Below are 16,266 nucleotides of genomic sequence, written 5' to 3'. Positions count from 1 at the left end.
CTACTTGCCACTAACAATGCCGCCACTTTTCTTTTCATGTTTACCAATCTCCCTTTTCATTAAATTTTGATAATTTCGTTGTATATCAAAAGTTGCGTAATCCCGGAATTTCTCAAACAATCGTACAAATGAAAGAATACGTGTATCTTTATTGATGCAATTAGCTATCACTAAACCAGCTAGAAGGTATTTAAAGCCTTCTGGGAAAGCCTTTCTGGATAAATAATAATAAGCTAATTCGTAAAAGCATAGTGTAGACTCTTCAGCTATAATCTGATGCGTGTACATACCTATGGACTCCGGTTGCGGCGTTGCATAGGCCAAAATTCGTGACTTATACTTCTCAAGAATAGGGTCTATGTCAAAATCAAATTTATTAGCAGCACTTGCTATATTATGGATCCCTATCAGCAGCTCATCTTCATTATGATCAATGAATTCTGCATAGTCAGATATGACACTTTCGTGCCCAATCCTGAGCTTATAGACGAAAATATTGGCTTTGGCCCAACCCTTAAACAGCTGAACCCACTTCTGCGTTTCTTCATCCTGGTCCTTCACCCAGCTTAAGTCGGCATATTTATATGCATATTGAAGCGCCTCTTCATAAGCACCTCTCGCATCACAAACACCGCCGCGGAGCAGATAGGAAAATGTTAAATAGACAAAGAGCGGTCTTTTAAGTTTCTTTCTAGCTTCCCCTCTCCTATGTACAAGCTTTGAGGGCAACTGCAGCTGTATTTTTGCTTTGTTTCCCAGTTCTTCTACGATTTCGTCAACCTTATCCCAACGTTGTAATGACTTGTATGTATTCGCTAACTCCCTCAAGGCATCGAGTTGATCCGTTTCATCCAGCCTGTCCACAAAAGGTTCAAACTGTATGGCTGCTTGAAGATTGCGCTCCTGATTATCACCTAAGCGAAGCGTAAACAGCCGGTACTGGCAAAAGGCCAGACGCTCCGAGTGCTGCCTTCGTTCACTTGCAGCAACGCCTTCATAGAGAATAATAGCAGCCTTATGTTTACCCGCAGTAAGGAACTCTTCAGCAACTTCAAACAGCAGCGGCGAATAAGTCAAGTTGTCGAGCAGTAGCTGCACTGACCGGCGGATGCAATCCAGACTGTCCAGCTCCGCACAGCGGAAAAGGAACGGCCTGATTCTGCGCCAGTTAGGCACAGTCTCTACGATACACTCCTGAATATATTGCACATAGTAATAACCTTCCGGCAGGTTCAGCACCTTAGTCATCCTGTCCAGTTGGTCAACCGCCATAATCCTGTTTCCTTTCAGAATGGAGCTGACGGTGCCGGCATTCAGGCCTGCCTTCCTGCCCAGTTGGCTGAGATTCAAGCCTTCCCGTTCGATGAAATCTTCCAGCTCGCTGCGAATCGTGGTTGTGTAGTTCAATTAACCACCCCCTAAAAGGAACATCGGCAGTACATGCAGTATCCTCTGCTTCTTCGCTGATAACTGATAACATTTTCTAATATATTACAAATATAGCCAATTATTTTAGGCTCGTCAACAGTTTTTTTCTCTTTTTCCCCATTTTTTTTGCAGCATATTATATAATAAAACTTTTGTCCTACTTTGATGATAAAACCTATGTATTTAGACCAATACAACATAAAATAGCCCCACAAACTGGGGCTTTAGCTCCGATGATTACTCAGGTACTTTGACGGGATTCCAAAACATATCCATTCTTATCCTTAAAAAAAGAGCTACCGGGATTTCCCGGCAGCTCTACATCTCTATTGCTTCAGCATCCATTTTAATAAATCCGGCACACTTGCCCATAAACGGGAATGCATAATAACGTATTCAATCGCTTCATTGGAGTCACCCATGCCGACAAAATCCGGAAGATTATGCGGCAGCCGTTTCACACCCAGTAAATAATCAGGCACATGCTTGTTCACTCCGCGCGCTACACGGTAGAGCATTTTTAGCTGGGAGGTGATTCCGTTCTTTTTATACTCCAGGACAATCCGGTCATAGGCAAAAGCTGCTGCGGCATCCTCCTTGCCGTATTTCTTAAGCACCTGCTCCGCCTCTTTCAGCTGATTGCTGTAGAGGTACACCGCAGCCAGCAAATAACGCGCTCCGGTATTGTCATCCGGATTAAGCTCCAGAATATGCTCCAGCGTCTGTGCCGCTTCTTCCGCTTTTCCGCCAAACCAGCAGGATTCGGCATAGCTCTTGCATATACGAATATAAGGACGGGTTTCATGAAGCCCCCAGAAATGACCTTTATTCTCAGCAAAAAAATCCTCGCCCAGCTCACGTCCGCCGGCAGCGATCCCTGCTTTCAGCAAAGCCCGTGCTTCCTGCTCATTCTCTGACTCCTCGGCGAGGATCAGGTAGGCATCGGAGTTATCCGGATAGATCTCCAGTGCCGCTTCCGCCAGCTGAATCCGCCGCTTCACAGAGGTGGCTTCCATGGATTTGTGCAACAGCATCTGCGATTTCTCTCTGGGCGTGCCCGGGCCGTTAAGGACGAGCAGTTCATCCGATTCTCCGTTCATGCCGTATTCCTCTATATAGTTAAGTATCTCCTTCACCTTACGGGAGATGGTTGCCGTGGTAACCTCATACTTTTCGGCCAGCCCAGTCTGGGTCAGAGTGAAGCCGTATTCCTCTGATAATATATATTCAATGGCCGCGCAGAACGAGCCTGATTTCTTCACCGCAGGTTTGGTCTGGCGGGAGAAGCCGTTCCAGAGAACCAGTGCTTCAAAAATCAGTTCCCGCTCGTACTGCTCCCTCATGCTCTCAATCAGCTGCAATGCCAGCTGTTCATGGGCCGGATGCTCCCATTTCAGCTCACGTGCAACCATTTTTTTCAGCTTGGTCAGCGTAAGCTTGCTTTCAGGCCGGACGATTGCTTCTGGAGCCGCTGGCATCGCCTCCGGTTCAGCCATTACAGCCTCGCGGGCTGCCGCCTCTTCCGTTGTTACGAGCCGCAATATAGACTCCACCGCTGACGTTTCTTTACCCAGGCAGCATCTTTTGTATTTTTTCCCGCTTCCGCATGGGCATAAGTCATTTCTTCCAACCTTACTCAAAAGTGATTCCCCCTTAAATCTGTGGCTAGCCATTCGCATAAGCGTATCGCTACTTTTGCACTATAAGTATCATTTCCCGGCACGAGGCATTCTATATAAGACAACAGGCATGCCGTACGTAAAAAACTGATTTAAAAAAGGCCTTTCCATGAAAGGAAAGACCCTTTATCTGTATATATCCGCACATTTTCCCCCGTACGTGTTGTATTATAGCACTTCTTCTATCACTTGTCAGTCCTTTTTTGGGACTAATAGCGTAAAAATTTGCTAGGTTGCAGTTCTTTATCCTCAGATCAGTGCCTTCATGGCAATATCACTGCGGTTCTGCTTTCCAGCGAAGTGAATCTTATCCGCGCTTGTGTATGCTGCATTGCGGGCTTCGGCAATATTCGCCCCCCTGCCTACAATACCCAGTACACGTCCGCCGTTCGTGATCCAGCGCCCTTCCTCATCCCGCGCCGTGCCTGCATGGAATACGAGCCCGTCTCCGGCTTCCTCAAGCCCGGTAATTGGCACGCCCTTCGGATAAGCTCCCGGATAACCTTCGGAGGCCAAGACCACGCAGACAGCCGCTTCATCGCTCCACTCAATGTCGATATCAGCAAGTCTGCCTTCAGCCACCGCCAAAAAGATCTCCAGCAGATCGCTCCGCAGCCGCGGCAGAACAACCTGTGTCTCCGGATCGCCGAATCGCGCATTGAACTCGATCGTCTTAGGCTTGCCGTCCGGTGAAATCATCAGCCCCGCGAACAGCACGCCGCTGAAGGAACGGCCTTCCGCTACCATGGCTTTGGCCGTAGGCTCAATAATCGTCTCGACTGCCTCGCGGATAATGGCTTCATCAATATGCGGCAGAGGCGAATAAGTCCCCATACCGCCTGTATTAGGCCCCTTATCACCGTCAAATATTGGCTTGTGATCCTGCGCAGCCGCCATCGGGCGAACGGTCTCTCCGTCGACAAAAGCGAGAATCGACATTTCCTGTCCGGCCAGAAACTCCTCAATCACGACCTGGGCGCCGGCTTCGCCGAACACCTTGGCTACCATAATATCACGCAGCGCCTGCTCGGCTTCCTCGCGCGAATACGCAACGGTAACTCCTTTACCGGCTGCCAGTCCATCGGCCTTAATAACAATCGGCAGTCCCTGCCCGCGCAAATAGGCAAGCGCAGCTTCATAATCGCTGAACTTCTCGTAGGCTGCTGTCGGAATATGATATTTGTGAAGCAGATCCTTCATGAACGTTTTGCTGCCTTCAATTTCAGCCGCATTCTTGCGCGGACCGAATACCGGAATGTTCTGCGCTTCGAACGCATCGACAATTCCTGCAGCCAGGGGGTCATCAGGACCGATGACCGCAAGTCCTACCTCTTTCTCTTTGGCGAAGGCCGTCAGCTTATCGAACTCAAATACACCGATCGGCACACACTCTGCCAGCTGGGCAATCCCGGCATTGCCGGGTGCACAGTAGATTTTACCGGCTGCAGGGCTTTGGGACAGCTTCCAGATGATCGCATGCTCCCGGCCTCCGCCGCCGACCACTAAAATATCCATTGAAATGAAATCCTCCCGACTGTCTAGTGTTTGAAATGGCGGACGCCGGTGAAGACCATAGCGATTCCGTATTCATTGGCAACCTTGATGGATTCCTCGTCTTTGATCGACCCGCCCGGCTGAATAACCGCGGTGATGCCTGCTTTTGCCGCCATTTCCAGAGTATCGCCCATCGGGAAGAACGCATCGGAAGCGAGAACAGCACCCTTGGCTTTGTCAGCCGCCTGCTCGATAGCAATCTTCGCTGCGCCCACCCGGTTCATCTGGCCTGCACCGACGCCGACCGTCATATCATCCGCTGCCAGCACGATCGCATTGGACTTCACATGCTTAACGACCTTCCAGCCGAACAGCAGCTGCTTCAGCTCTTCTTCGGTAGGCTTGCGGTCAGTAACAACCTGCACCTCATCCGCATTTACGGAGTGTACATCGCTCTCCTGCACAACCATGCCGCCCTCGATTGAAGTCACAACAAAGCTGCTCTTGCGCGCCGCTGCGGCACTAAGATTGCCGATCTTGAGCAGACGGATATTTTTCTTCTTCGTCAGGATCTCCAGCGCTTCCTCAGTGAAGCCCGGCGCCAATACGATTTCCAGGAAGATATCCTTCAGGAGATTTGCAGTATCCGCATCAATGATCCGGTTAGCGGCAACGATTCCGCCGAAGATGGAGGTCGGATCGGCGTTGTACGCTTTCTGATAGGCTTCGTACACACTGGTTCCCACGCCTACTCCGCAAGGATTCATATGCTTAACAGCCACCACAGCCGGCTCCTCGAACTCCTTAACGATTTGCAGCGCCGCATTGGCGTCGTTGATGTTGTTGTAGGACAATTCCTTGCCGTGCAGTTGCTCGGCTGCTGTCAGTGTATCCTGCGCCGCAAGCGGTTTGCGGTAGAATGCCGCCTTCTGGTGCGGATTCTCCCCGTAGCGGAGACCCTGGATTTTCTCATAAGTAACAGTATAGCGCTCCGGCAGCGGTTCACCGGTCACATTGGCCAAATAATCGGCAATCAGGGCATCGTAAGCCGCCGTATGGCGGAACACTTTTGCCGCAAGACGTTTGCGGGTTTCAAGGGTCGTATCTCCCCCTGCACGCACCTCTTCAAGCACATTGGCATAATCCGCAGCATCCACAACCACGCTGACAAAAGCATGGTTCTTCGCCGCGGAACGCAGCATCGTCGGTCCGCCGATATCGATGTTCTCGATCGCTTCCTCGTACGACACATCCGGCTTGGCAATCGTCTCCGCGAACGGATACAGATTCACCACCACCAGGTCGATGTAACCGAGACCCAGCTCAGTCATCTGCCGTGTGTGCTCCTCATTGTCACGAACCGCAAGCAGGCCGCTGTGTACAGCAGGATGCAGCGTTTTGACGCGTCCGTCCATGATTTCGGGGAAGCCTGTTACATCGGAAATACCGATAACCGGTACGCCTTCTTTAGCCAAAAGTGTGCTAGTGCCGCCTGTGGAGATAATTTCTACGCCTAGTGCAGACAACTCGCGGCAAAAATCCACGATGCCCTGTTTGTCCGATACGCTGACCAGCGCTCTTTTGATACTCACTTGAATAGTCCTCCTCCGGATGATGCAAGATTAGTGTTGTTTGAATAAAACTTGCGGTCGAACTTCTATGAATCGCTAAACTCTAGAAAAAAGAGGATCTATTGTACTTTGTACAACAGATGACAGGTGAATCCATCTGAAAATAGAATCTATTACATTTTGTGCAGCAGATTTTCAGGTTAATGCTATTTTGACCTCATTTTAAAGACAACAATTGTACGGAATACAATAGAACGGACTATACAGTTGATCAGAAGGGATTCTATTGCACAAAGTACAACCAGATCCATCCCAGGTGAATCCTGTCACACTACGCGGAATGCATTCGTCAAGACAACCGGCATTATAGCCGTCAAACGACACCCTCCGAACTTTGTGCAATATTTCCCGAGAAATATCAGAACCTGCGGATGGTGATGCTATGCAGAAGGTCGAATGGCAGCTTACTGCCGGACAAGAACATGCCTGCCGTTCAGCTCAACTTTTCCGGCTGCAAAAGCACGGACAACCTCCGGATACAGCTCATATTCAATCTGGTGAATCCGCTGTGCCAGTGAATCAGCCGTGTCCCCAGCTTCCACCGTAACACTGCGCTGGGCAATAACCGGTCCGGTATCCATGCCACCGTCGACAAAATGCACGGTCACTCCTGTAAGCTTCACACCGTAATCCAGTGCCTGTCCAATCGCATCCTTCCCGGCAAAGGCCGGCAGCAGCGAAGGATGGATGTTGATAATCCTTCCCGCAAAGGGCTCCAGCAGCACCGGACTGATCAGCCGCATGTAACCGGCTAGTACAATCAGCCCGATGTCCCGGCGCTTCAGCTCGGCCACAATCTCCGCCTCATACAGCTCGCGGCTGGCGAAATCCTTCGGCCGCAGCAGGAGGGCGGGTACGCCCGCAGCCTCCGCCCGCTGTGCTACAGGCGCTTCCGGCCGGTCAGAGACCAGCAGCTCAATGCTTCCCTCACCAAGCTGCCCGGCTCTCTGCGCTTCAATGAGTGCAGCAAAATTGCTGCCCTGACCGGAAGCAAATACAGCGATCCGGCTGGAACTCATCAGACCTCAGCTCCTGTAAAGGTAACGATGCGCTCCCCTTCGGTCACCGTTCCGATCAGATAAGCCTCTTCTCCACTTGCTTTCAGCAGCTCGAGCGCACGCTCACTGTCTGCAGCAGGTACTACCAGTACCAGACCGATTCCCATGTTGAAGGTGGTGAACATATCGCGGTTCGTTACACTGCCTTTCTCCTGCATCAGGCCGAAGACCGGCTGGATCGGCCAGGAGCCGTAGTTAATTTCTACATTCACGTTATCCGGCAGCATCCGCGGAATATTCTCGATAAAGCCTCCGCCTGTAATATGCGCCATGCCTTTAACGGTCAGCTGCTCCAACAGGGCTAGCAGCGGTTTTACGTAGATTTTAGTCGGTGCGAGCAGCACGTCCACAAGCGGAGCGCCAAGCTCAGGAACCACATCGTTCAGCTCATAACCCGCCTGCTCCAGCAAAAGCTTGCGCACCAGCGAAAAGCCGTTGCTGTGAATACCGCTGGAGGCAAGGCCGATTACAGCATCTCCAGGAGCAATGTCTGCACCGGTAACCAGCTTGGCCTTATCCGCTACGCCCACTGTGAATCCGGCAATATCGTATTCGCCGGCAGCGTACATGCCCGGCATTTCAGCCGTTTCGCCGCCAATCAGCGCGCAGCCTGCCTGATGGCAGCCTTCAGCAATTCCGGCCACGATGGCTTCGATCTTCTCCGGCACGACTTTATCGCAGGCCAGATAGTCCAGGAAGAACAGCGGCTCTGCACCTTGTACGACGATGTCGTTGACACACATCGCTACAGCGTCGATGCCAATTGTGTCATGGCGGTCTGCCGCGAAAGCGAGCTTGAGCTTGGTGCCGACACCATCGGTTCCCGATACCAGCACCGGCTCTTCGTATTTATCTTTATTAAGGCCGAACAGTGCGCCGAATCCGCCAAGCTCTGTCATGACCTCCGGACGGTATGTGCGCTTCACATGCTTCTTCATGCGTTCTACCGCTTCATTGCCAGCCGCAATATCCACTCCGGCGTTTTTATAAGCTTCCGACACTTTTGGACACCTCATCTTTAATTAGTTTAGAACGCGTGATTCGGGGCGGCAGGGATTCTCTGGTGGTTATTGGAGCGCCATTCCAAGGAAAGTTTGGACTTCCGGTCGCTGTTATGGGCCGATTTCCTGATTTAAACCGCGATCCGCGGTAGAAATCGGCCCATAAAGGCGAACGCTACGCTCCTACAGTTCCAAACTTCCTCTCCATGGCTTCCAACCACCGGGGTAACCCCCGCCGCAAGCCGAAGTTTGCGCCTTGCACAGGGGCAGTGGCTCCGCGCTCTTGGCGAAGCCAAGCGCCTCGCTAAGCGAGAGCCAGCCCGCTTTTGCGGAGCAAACAGACGGGGGCGCGAGCCTCGGGCGCGGGGCGAAGCCGCGCCCATCAGAGCTAGTAAACCCTCGCTTTTGCGGAGCAAACAGCCAGGTTTACGAGCCAGTTGCCCGGCGGGGCCGCAGGCCGCCATGGCCCGCAGCGCCGTAGAGCGTGTCCGCAGGACAAAGCGGGCACCCGCACCCACGCCATCTTAGCAAGTTTAGAGCAAACTCCTACCGCCGAGCTTTCGGGTGGCCGGAGGGCTGAGCCCTCCGGAATCCCCCTTTGCAAGGGGGACTTAGGGGGATGGACACCACGACTTAGGGGATGCCTTCGTCAGCAGCTGCACCCATCCTTTTCTTCCCCGCCGAAATCCACCTGCGTCGGGTAATCATTATCGAAGCAGGAGAGGCAGAGGCCTCCCTTATACTCATTGCTGCTGTAGCCGCCGATGGACTGGATCAGTCCCTCCGGTGAGAGGAAGGAAAGGGAGTCGGCGTTAATCTCCTCGCACATTTCTTGAATAGTCTTGTAGGACGCAATCAGCTCGCGGCGGTCCGGAGTATCGATACCGTAGAAGCACGGATTCTTAAACGGCGGCGAGGTGATCCGCACGTGCACTTCAAGCGCTCCGGCCTCGCGCAGCAGATTAACGATCCGGCGTGAGGTCGTGCCGCGGACGATCGAGTCGTCGATCATGACGACGCGCTGGCCTTCGACAACGCGGCGCACAGCGCTAAGCTTCATCTTTACGCCCTGCTCGCGCAGCTCCTGGCTCGGCTGGATGAACGTCCGGCCGGTGTATTTATTCTTGATCAGTCCAAGCTCGTACGGGATACCCGTCTGCTCGGCATAGCCGATAGCTGCGGAGATACTGGAATCCGGCACTCCGGTTACAATATCCGCATCCACAAAGGATTCCAGCGCCATCCGGCTGCCCATCCTCTTGCGGGCGGAATGAAGGTTTGCGCCGTTGAGGTCACTGTCGGGACGGGCAAAATAGATATATTCCATCGCACACAATGCTTTGCGCTTTGGTTCTGTAAAACGGTCTTCCAGGAAGCCGTTCTTGTCCAGCACCAGCAGCTCGCCCGGTTCGATATCACGCACCAGCGTGGCCCCGATGACTTCAAGTGCGCAGGACTCGGAAGCAAAGACATACGCTTCACCGAGGCGGCCCATCACCAGCGGGCGAAGCCCGTGCGGATCAGAGGCAACGATCAGCTTGTCGTTGGTCATAAGCAGGAACGCGAAGCCGCCGACGAGCTGGCGCAGCGCATCCTTGGCCGCTTCGACAAAATCCTTCGGCGAACGCGCAATCAGATGCGCCAGCACCTCGGTGTCGCTGGTGGTCTGGAAGATGGAGCCGCTCATTTCAAGCTGCTTGCGGATCAGCGGCTCATTCACGATATTACCGTTAGTGGCAATTGCCAGATCGCCGTCGCGGTACTTGAAGACCAGCGGCTGCGCATTGGTCAGCCGGCTGTCTCCGCTGGTGGAATAACGCACATGTCCAATGGACATGTCACCGACCAGCGAAGCGATTTTGTCCTTGTCGAAGACTTCCTTAACAAGGCCCATGCCGCGGTGGTAGTTGAAATCACGGCCGTCTGCTACGCAGATGCCTGCGCTCTCTTCCCCACGGTGCTGCAGGGCATGCAGTCCATAATAAGACATGGAGGCGGCTTCCGGGTGTCCAAAGACCCCGAAGACGCCGCATTCTTCTTTTAACGTGTCAAAAATATCTCCCGAGCCCGTTCCTTCATTGTAAAAGTCGCCGGTCCACAGGATGGGGGTCTCCTGCTTGTTCCCGGTCTTTACTTCATAAGACATGGAATAGCATCCTCCCAAACGGATTTGAGTTCTGATACAGCCTCATCAAGTGCGGATGCACCGTCCAAGGATACGCGCAGTCTGTCACCGCCGACAGTTCCGATGATTTCCACCGGTACGCCGTAAGCAGCAACGGCTGCTTTGAGTTCTTCCGCACGGTCAGGTGCTGCTGTCAGCACAATGCGGGATTGGGTCTCGCTGAACAGCGCTACATCCGGACGCAGTCCGCCAGCAGACAATTCCACATTAGCACCGATACCGCCGCTGATGCAGCTCTCGGCCAGTGCCGCTGCCAAGCCGCCTTCGGACAGGTCATGCGCAGAGCGGACCAAACCGCTGCGGATCGTACCTAGTACTGCGTCGAGCAGCTTCTGCTCCGTAGCCAGATCCAGTGCCGGCGGACGGCCTTCGGTCAGACTGTGCACGGCATATTGGAATTCGCTACCGCCAAGCTCTGCTTTGGTTACACCCAGCAGCAGAATAGCATCGCCTTCCTGTTTGAAGGCTTGTGTCGTAATGTGATCCGTATCTTCAACCAGCCCAACCATGCCGACAACAGGGGTCGGGTAGATGGCGCCGGAAGCATTTTCGTTGTACAAGCTGACGTTTCCGCCGATAACCGGCGTATCGAGCACACGGCAGGCTTCTGCCATACCTTCTACGGCACGTTCCATCTGCCAGAAAATCTCCGGCTTCTCCGGGCTGCCAAAGTTCAGGTTGTCCGTAATCGCCAGCGGTTTCGCGCCGGAGCAGACAATATTGCGGGCCGCTTCACTTACCGCGATGCGTCCGCCGACTTCAGGGTCCAGATAGACATAACGTCCGTTACAGTCTGTGGTCATTGCCAGGCCTTTGCGTGTGCCGTGAATCGTAACCACTGCTGCATCGGAGCCCGGACGAACCGCCGTGCTGGTGCGGACCATGTAATCGTATTGGTTATACACCCAGGCTTTGCTTGCCACTGTAGGCGAAGCCAGCACCGTGCGCAGTGCGCCGCCCAGATCGGTAACTTCTTCATAACGAAGGGTATCTACGTTTGCATTCTCTTCATAATAAGCCGGAACTGCCGAAGGCTTCTTGTAGATTGGGCATTCATCTACCAGTGCCGTTACCGGCATATCTCCGACAACCTCACCGTGATGGAACAGCTTCAGGCGGCCGTCATCCGTTACCTTGCCCACTTTGCGGCAGATCACGCCCCAGCGGTCAAAAATCTCCTGTGCCTGCGCTTCATCCTTAGGCTCAACCACGAACAGCATCCGTTCCTGGGATTCGGACAGCATCATTTCATAAGGCGTCATACCTTCTTCACGCTGCGGCACCTGATCCAGGTACAGCTCCAGGCCGTTGCCCGCTTTGCTGGCCATCTCAGCGCTGGAACAGGTAAGGCCTGCTGCGCCCATATCCTGAATACCAAGCACGATTCCGCTGTCGATCAGCTCGAGGCACGATTCCATCACCAGCTTCTCCATAAACGGATCGCCGACTTGTACCGCTGTTTTCTTGGCTTCAGATTCCTCGCTCAGCTCTACAGAAGCAAAGGTAGCCCCGTGAATACCGTCGCGTCCGGTAGGAGGACCTACGTAGAACACGGGATTTCCAACACCTTTGGCGACACCGCGCTGGATTTTATCATGATCAATCAGTCCGACACACATTGCGTTAACCAACGGATTGCCATCATAGCTGTTGTCGAACATAATTTCCCCGCCGACGGTTGGAATGCCGATACAGTTACCGTAGCCTGCAATCCCGGACACGACATGCTCGAACAAATATTTCACCCGGTCGCTTTCAAGCTTCCCGAAACGCAGGGAGTTCAGCAGCGCTACCGGTCTTGCACCCATGGAGAAAATATCGCGGATAATCCCGCCCACCCCGGTCGCCGCGCCCTGATAAGGCTCTACTGCCGACGGATGGTTGTGGCTTTCGATTTTGAATACAACCGCCTGGTTGTCTCCGATGTCCACGATGCCCGCGCCTTCGCCCGGTCCCATCAGTACACGCGGACCGCTTGTCGGGAAACGTCCAAGGAGCGGCTTGGAGTTCTTATACGCGCAGTGCTCGGACCACATTACGCTGAATACGCCGATTTCCGTATAGTTAGGCTTGCGGCCCATGAAAGAAGTGATGAGCTCATATTCGCTGTCCGATACTCCGAATTGACTGTAGATTTTCTGCTCCGCGATTTGCTCTGCGGTCGGCTCCTTAGCGGATACTTGCTGCGTCATAACGATCCCTCCATGTCTTGAGAATGGATGTAAACATCCGTTTGCCGTCTTCCGAACCCAGCAGGCTGTTCGCTGCCCGTTCCGGGTGAGGCATCATGCCTACTACATTGCCTGCAGCGTTGCTGATTCCCGCAATATCGGCTACCGAGCCGTTCGGGTTATCGCTGTATGTGAACACGATCTGATTGTTCGCCTGCAAACTGGCAAGCGTTTCTTCATCACAGTAATAATTGCCTTCGCCATGTGCGATCGGAATGACAATTTCTTCATCCTTCGCATAATCAACTGTAAACGGGGTTGTGTTATTAACGACCTTAAGCACCGTGTCATGACAGCGGAACTTCATGGACATATTACGGCGCAGTGCACCTGGCAGCAGCCCCGCTTCGGTCAGAATCTGGAACCCGTTGCAGATGCCAAGCACGAATTTGCCCTGCTCCGCCGCTTTGGCCACTTCGGCCATAACCGGAGCAAACCGGGAAATCGCGCCGCAGCGCAGATAGTCACCATACGAGAAACCGCCCGGCACGAGAATGCAGTCATACGCCGACAAGTCCGTCGCGGTATGCCACACATAATCTACAGGTTCACCAAGGCTGTCCTCTACCGCTTTGTAGCAGTCAATGTCGCAATTGGAGCCTGGAAAGACAAGTACAGCAAATTTCATGACTTTTAGTCCTCCAATTCGTAGCGGTAATCCTCGATCACCGTGTTGGCCAGCAGCTTTTCGCACATTTCCTTCAGGCGTCCTTCCGCCTCAGCGCGGTTGTCCGTATCGAGAGTCAGCTCCATGTATTTGCCGATACGCAGACTTTCAACTTCCTGGAAACCTACCGAATGCAGCGCCCCTTGCACTGCTACACCTTGGGGATCGAGCACGCTTTTCTTGATGGTGACATAGACTGTCGCTTTTAACATACGCTTGTAGTTCCTCCTAAAATTTAATGAGCCGACTAAGGCCTTCATCCACAAGAGACATCCGATTAACTGTAAAAGTGCATTAGCGCTTATACTGCGGTCATCTTACATAAAGACTGGCTTACAAATCCTTACCGGTTAGACGGTGATAGATATCCAAGTAACGGCGGCTGGTTTCTTCCACCACTTCAGTCGGCAGAGGGTCCGGCGTGCTGTTCTTGTCCCAGGAGGATGCGGAGAGATACGTCCGGACCGGCTCCTTGTCCATGCTGTCAATTTCAATATCCAGCGCATATTTATCTTTAGCCCAGAAGCGTGAAGCATCCGGCGTAAAAATCTCATCGATCAAAATCACTTTGCCGTCCAGCAGGCCGAACTCGAATTTGCAGTCCGCGAGGATGATGCCGCGCTCATTGCAATATTCTCTGGCAAAAGCGAACAGCTTCAGGCTTTTCTCCTTCAGCTCAAGCGCCAGTTCTGCACCGATTTGCTCCTGCATCTGCTCGAAGGGAATGTCTTCATCGTGTCCTACATCATTTTTAGCCGCAGGTGTAAAAATCGGCTCAGCCAGCACGGCGTTTTTGCGCAGTCCTTTGGGAAGCTCAATACCGTTAACTTTTCCGGTCTCCTGATACTGACGCCAGCCTCCGCCTGTTATGCAGCCGCGCACCACACATTCAATATCGATCCGCTCTGCTTTGCGTACGACCATGACGCGGTTTTTGAGTGCCTCGCGGTCCCGTACAATGTCTCCGAGCTGATCCACATCAATGTGTACCACATGGTTTTCAATGAGATTTTTGGTCTGGCCGAACCAAAAGGCGCTAAGCCGGTTCAGCACATTGCCTTTGTCCGGCACCGCCGGGTCGAGCACATAGTCAAACGCGGAAATCCGGTCCGTAACGACGATCAGTACATGCTCCCCCAAATCGTACAATTCGCGAACCTTACCTTTATAGAGCAGCGGTGCATTTACGAGATCCACAGCCGTGGAAACGGCAGGGTATGTCATGACCTTTCCTCCCTTGAACGAATGATCTTGCATCTATACTTGAGCTGGAAGCGCAGGAACGCTTTATTCCTTCAATCCGAATCGGCAGGAATTGAAATACCCATCAGGTTAATAGGATCACTGCAAGGAATGTTTGGACTTCCGGCCGCTGTTATGTTTGGATTTCTTGATTAAAGCCGTTTTTAACGGTTGAAATCCAAACATAAAGGCGGACGCTATCGCTCCTACAGTTCCAAAATTCCTCTCCGCTCCGAATTAACTGATTCCATAGTTCAATCCTATCGCTGCGCTCCTGAACAGCAGCTGTGCGTGCTACAGCCCGTATTAATCTCCAGCTCCTTAGTTCACCACTAACTTACCTTTTAATAAGTTAGATAAGTTCCAGCTTGCGGAAAATGGTGTCCACATGCTTAAGGTGCCAGGAAGGATTGAAGGCATCATCGATTTCCTCCGGACTAAGCACGGCAGTGATCTCTGGGGTAGCTTCGACGATGTCGCGGAACTGGGTCTGTTCTTCCCAGGCCTGCATCGCACGCGGCTGCACGGTATCGTACGCCTGCTCGCGGCTGAAGCCTTTGTCGATCAGCTTGGTCAGGATGCGGCCCGAGAATGGAACACCGTAGGTGCGGTTCATGTTGCGCTTCATATTTTCCGGGAACACAGTCAGGTTCTTCACAATGTTGCCGAAGCGGTTCAGCATGTAGTTCAGCAGCATCGTGGCATCCGGCAGGATAATCCGTTCCACAGAGGAATGGGAGATATCACGTTCATGCCAGAGCGGCACATTCTCGTAAGCTGTAACCATATGGCCGCGGATCACGCGCGACAGTCCGGAGATGTTCTCGCAGCCGATCGGATTACGTTTATGCGGCATCGCAGAGGAGCCTTTTTGACCTTTGGCGAAGGCCTCTTCCACCTCACGGATTTCGCTCTTTTGCAGCGCGCGGATTTCGGTGGCAAATTTGTCGAGCGATGTTGCTACCAGTGCAAGTGTAGCCATATATTCAGCATGGCGGTCACGCTGCAGCGTCTGTGTTGAGATCGGAGCCGGGCTCGTTCCCAGCTTCTTGCAGACGAATTCTTCCACGAACGGATCAATGTTGGCATAGGTGCCGACTGCACCTGAAATTTTACCGAATTGAACGCCTTTAGCCGCATGACGGAAGCGCTCCAGATTACGTTTCATTTCCTCATACCACAATGCCATCTTGAGACCGAAGGTTGTAGGTTCGGCATGTACACCATGGGTACGTCCCATCATCGGGGTATCTTTGTAGGCGATCGCTTTATCCTTGAGAATTTCGATGAAATTGATGATGTCCTTCTCCAGAATCTCGTTCGCCTGACGCAGCAGGTAACCAAGTGCTGTATCCACAACATCTGTGGAAGTTAATCCGTAATGCACCCATTTGCGCTCTGCACCCAGGCTCTCTGATACCGCACGGGTAAAGGCGATTACGTCATGACGGGTTTCCAGTTCGATCTCATTAATCCGGTCAATATCAAATTTCGCATCCTTACGCAGCTTGGCGGCGTCTTCCTGTGGAATAACCCCCAGTTCAGCCCACGCTTCACAAGCGCAAATTTCTACTTCAAGCCACGCATTAAATTTATTTTCTTCGGTCCAAATGGCCCGCATCTCAGGTCTGCTGTAACGTTCGATCATAT

Annotated in this window: 12 protein-coding genes; all 12 read right to left on the bottom strand. The window is 52.7% G+C overall.

Annotated features, from left to right (window positions below; all coding sequences use genetic code 11):
- Entirely contained in the window at window positions 1-1,407 is a 1,407-nt protein-coding gene (locus JRJ22_RS02635) for a helix-turn-helix domain-containing protein (protein WP_206103106.1), read from the bottom strand.
- Between the two features lie 347 nt (window positions 1,408-1,754).
- Window positions 1,755-3,068, bottom strand: coding sequence for a tetratricopeptide repeat protein (locus tag JRJ22_RS02630; protein WP_206103105.1), 1,314 nt, complete (start codon window positions 3,066-3,068; stop codon window positions 1,755-1,757).
- A 288-nt stretch (window positions 3,069-3,356) separates the two neighbouring features.
- Entirely contained in the window at window positions 3,357-4,622 is a 1,266-nt protein-coding gene (gene purD / locus JRJ22_RS02625) for a phosphoribosylamine--glycine ligase (RefSeq protein WP_206103104.1), read from the bottom strand.
- A 23-nt stretch (window positions 4,623-4,645) separates the two neighbouring features.
- Window positions 4,646-6,193, bottom strand: a complete 1,548-nt coding sequence (gene purH, locus JRJ22_RS02620; protein ID WP_206103103.1) for a bifunctional phosphoribosylaminoimidazolecarboxamide formyltransferase/IMP cyclohydrolase — start codon at window positions 6,191-6,193, stop codon at window positions 4,646-4,648.
- A gap of 443 nt (window positions 6,194-6,636) precedes the next feature.
- Window positions 6,637-7,251, bottom strand: coding sequence for a phosphoribosylglycinamide formyltransferase (gene purN, locus JRJ22_RS02615; protein WP_206103102.1), 615 nt, complete (start codon window positions 7,249-7,251; stop codon window positions 6,637-6,639).
- Window positions 7,251-8,291 (bottom strand): phosphoribosylformylglycinamidine cyclo-ligase, encoded by a 1,041-nt coding sequence (gene purM, locus JRJ22_RS02610; RefSeq protein ID WP_206103101.1) that lies wholly within the window; start codon window positions 8,289-8,291, stop codon window positions 7,251-7,253. The genes purN and purM overlap by 1 nt, the downstream gene beginning before the upstream one ends.
- Window positions 8,292-8,940: 649 nt before the next feature.
- Window positions 8,941-10,437 carry an amidophosphoribosyltransferase gene (gene purF / locus JRJ22_RS02605; protein WP_206103100.1) on the bottom strand — a complete coding sequence of 499 codons (1,497 nt, stop codon included), beginning with the start codon at window positions 10,435-10,437 and terminating at the stop codon, window positions 8,941-8,943.
- Window positions 10,422-12,668 (bottom strand): phosphoribosylformylglycinamidine synthase subunit PurL, encoded by a 2,247-nt coding sequence (gene purL / locus JRJ22_RS02600; RefSeq protein WP_206103098.1) that lies wholly within the window; start codon window positions 12,666-12,668, stop codon window positions 10,422-10,424. Before purL ends, purF begins: the two co-directional genes overlap by 16 nt.
- Window positions 12,646-13,335 carry a phosphoribosylformylglycinamidine synthase subunit PurQ gene (purQ, locus tag JRJ22_RS02595; protein ID WP_206103096.1) on the bottom strand — a complete coding sequence of 230 codons (690 nt, stop codon included), beginning with the start codon at window positions 13,333-13,335 and terminating at the stop codon, window positions 12,646-12,648. The genes purL and purQ overlap by 23 nt, the downstream gene beginning before the upstream one ends.
- Before the next feature lie 5 nt (window positions 13,336-13,340).
- Complete coding sequence (gene purS / locus JRJ22_RS02590) at window positions 13,341-13,586, bottom strand: phosphoribosylformylglycinamidine synthase subunit PurS (protein ID WP_019913657.1); 246 nt, start codon at window positions 13,584-13,586, stop codon at window positions 13,341-13,343.
- 121 nt (window positions 13,587-13,707) lie between these two features.
- Window positions 13,708-14,598: a phosphoribosylaminoimidazolesuccinocarboxamide synthase gene (locus JRJ22_RS02585; protein WP_206103094.1), complete on the bottom strand. Its 891-nt coding sequence runs from the start codon at window positions 14,596-14,598 to the stop codon at window positions 13,708-13,710.
- A gap of 370 nt (window positions 14,599-14,968) precedes the next feature.
- Window positions 14,969-16,264: an adenylosuccinate lyase gene (gene purB, locus JRJ22_RS02580; protein WP_206103092.1), complete on the bottom strand. Its 1,296-nt coding sequence runs from the start codon at window positions 16,262-16,264 to the stop codon at window positions 14,969-14,971.
- Window positions 16,265-16,266: the final 2 nt, after the last annotated feature.

This window comes from Paenibacillus tianjinensis (assembly GCF_017086365.1).
Taxonomy (GTDB): domain Bacteria; phylum Bacillota; class Bacilli; order Paenibacillales; family Paenibacillaceae; genus Paenibacillus_AQ; species Paenibacillus_AQ tianjinensis.
This window is presented reverse-complemented; position numbering and strand designations above follow the sequence as displayed.